This window comes from Pseudomonas sp. PAMC 26793 (assembly GCF_000313235.1).
Taxonomy (GTDB): domain Bacteria; phylum Pseudomonadota; class Gammaproteobacteria; order Pseudomonadales; family Pseudomonadaceae; genus Aquipseudomonas; species Aquipseudomonas yamanorum.
This window is the reverse complement of the sequence record NZ_AMXG01000002.1, coordinates 1-1,668: the sequence shown is the minus strand read 5'-3', so window position 1 is coordinate 1,668 and position 1,668 is coordinate 1. Positions and strand designations below refer to the sequence as shown.

The window sequence follows — 1,668 nt, the reverse complement described above, 5'->3', positions numbered from 1 at the left end:
TGCTTGCCATGAAGGCAATGATTTCGTGCGCTGAGCCATTCCGACCGTCCGCTATCGGCCTATTGCGTTGAAAAACTCCAGTTGAGCACGCGATCTTCACGATTTGCCGCTGTCTAAGCAAAGAAAAGACGGAGGCTGCGATGATGGGACGTCAGGAAACCAAACGGGAGCTGTTCGTCTTGATTAGTCTAAATGAATACGTTCCCGAAGACCATCTACTAAGAGCGGTGGACCAGTACCTCGACCTGAGCACGTTTCGCGAGAACTTGGCTCAGTCGTACAGCCATACCGGTAGGCCATCGGTCGATCCCGAGCTCATGGCCCGCATGCTGATCATTGGTTATTGCTACGGCATACGTTCCGAGCGAAGGCTGTGCGAAGAAGTCGGCATGAATCTGGCTTACCGCTGGTTCTGCCGGTTGGGTCTGAGGGACAAGGTGCCGGATCACTCAAGTTTTTCCAAAAATAGACACGGCCGCTTTCGCGATCACGATGCATTTCGCCAGCTATTCGATGCGGTTCTTCGACGTTGCATGGCAGAAGGCCTGGTACAGGGCGAGGGGTTTGCAACCGACGCCAGCATGATCAAGGCTGACGCCCAGCGGCAACGTTCCTGTTCAGGCGATTCCGCTATCGATTGGGGTGATCCTGAGCAGGCAAGTCGACCTGTGCGAGAATATCTGGCAGCTGTGGAGCAAGCTAATCCAGTGCTGCCCAAAAGAATCTCGCTGACCGATCCGTCTGCAACCTGGACTGCCGCTGCAGGGCCGGCTATTTTTGCTTACTCAACAAATTACCTGATCGATTTGAAAGCGGGAATGATTGTCGATGTCGAGGCATCGGCCGTAAACAAGATAGCCGAGGTCGAAGCGACCAAAACGATGATCAACCGGGTTGAGGAGAAATTCGCTATCAAGCCACAGCGATTGGTGGGCGATACGAATTACGGTGTGGCTGCAATGCTGGGATGGCTGGTCGATGAAAAGAAGATCGCCCCGCACGTTCCTGTCTGGGATAAATCCGAGCATCACGACGGCACTTTCAGCCGTACCGATTTCATCTTCGATAGAGAAAACAATCGTTATGTTTGCCCCGCTGGCAAGTACTTGAAACCTGCTCAGCGTAGCCAGCAGAAAAACCCATTTCGCTATCGGGCCAGCCTGTATGACTGCCAAGCCTGCCAGCTCAAATTGAAATGCTGTCCCAACATGAACATCCGTAAAATCGACCGTAGCCCGCATGAACCTGCACGCGACGTGGCGCGAGCCATTGGCAAGACAGACGCTTATCGACAATCGCGTAAAGAACGGAAAAAGGTCGAGATGCTATTTGCTCACCTCAAACGCATCCTTAAACTCAGCCAATTGCGCTTGCGTGGCCCCAGCGGCGCCCACGATGAGTTTCTGCTGGCGGCGACGGCACAAAATCTGCGGAGAATGGCCAAAAAGCTGCTTCCGCCAAAACAGAAGGTGACACTAGTGATGCGCTAAGCGAGCCCAGCACCGCCACTGCGTACAATTTTCCTGTACATTTATTGCATTGTGACAGGTCTTGACCAAGAGTTTTTCAACACAATAGGCCAGGAGCGGACGTTGAATAGGTATGCGCTGCTTCTTGCCTGCCTTTACGGGCAAGAGCACAATCTTCTTCAACGATTCTGAACTCAAG

General features: G+C 52.9%; 1 protein-coding gene. It reads left to right on the top strand.

Annotated features, from left to right (window positions below):
* The first annotated feature begins 140 nt into the window (after nucleotides 1-140).
* Nucleotides 141-1,490 (top strand): IS1182 family transposase, encoded by a 1,350-nt coding sequence (locus tag D109_RS0100020; protein WP_017475044.1) that lies wholly within the window; start codon nucleotides 141-143, stop codon nucleotides 1,488-1,490.
* The last annotated feature ends 178 nt before the right edge of the window (nucleotides 1,491-1,668 follow it).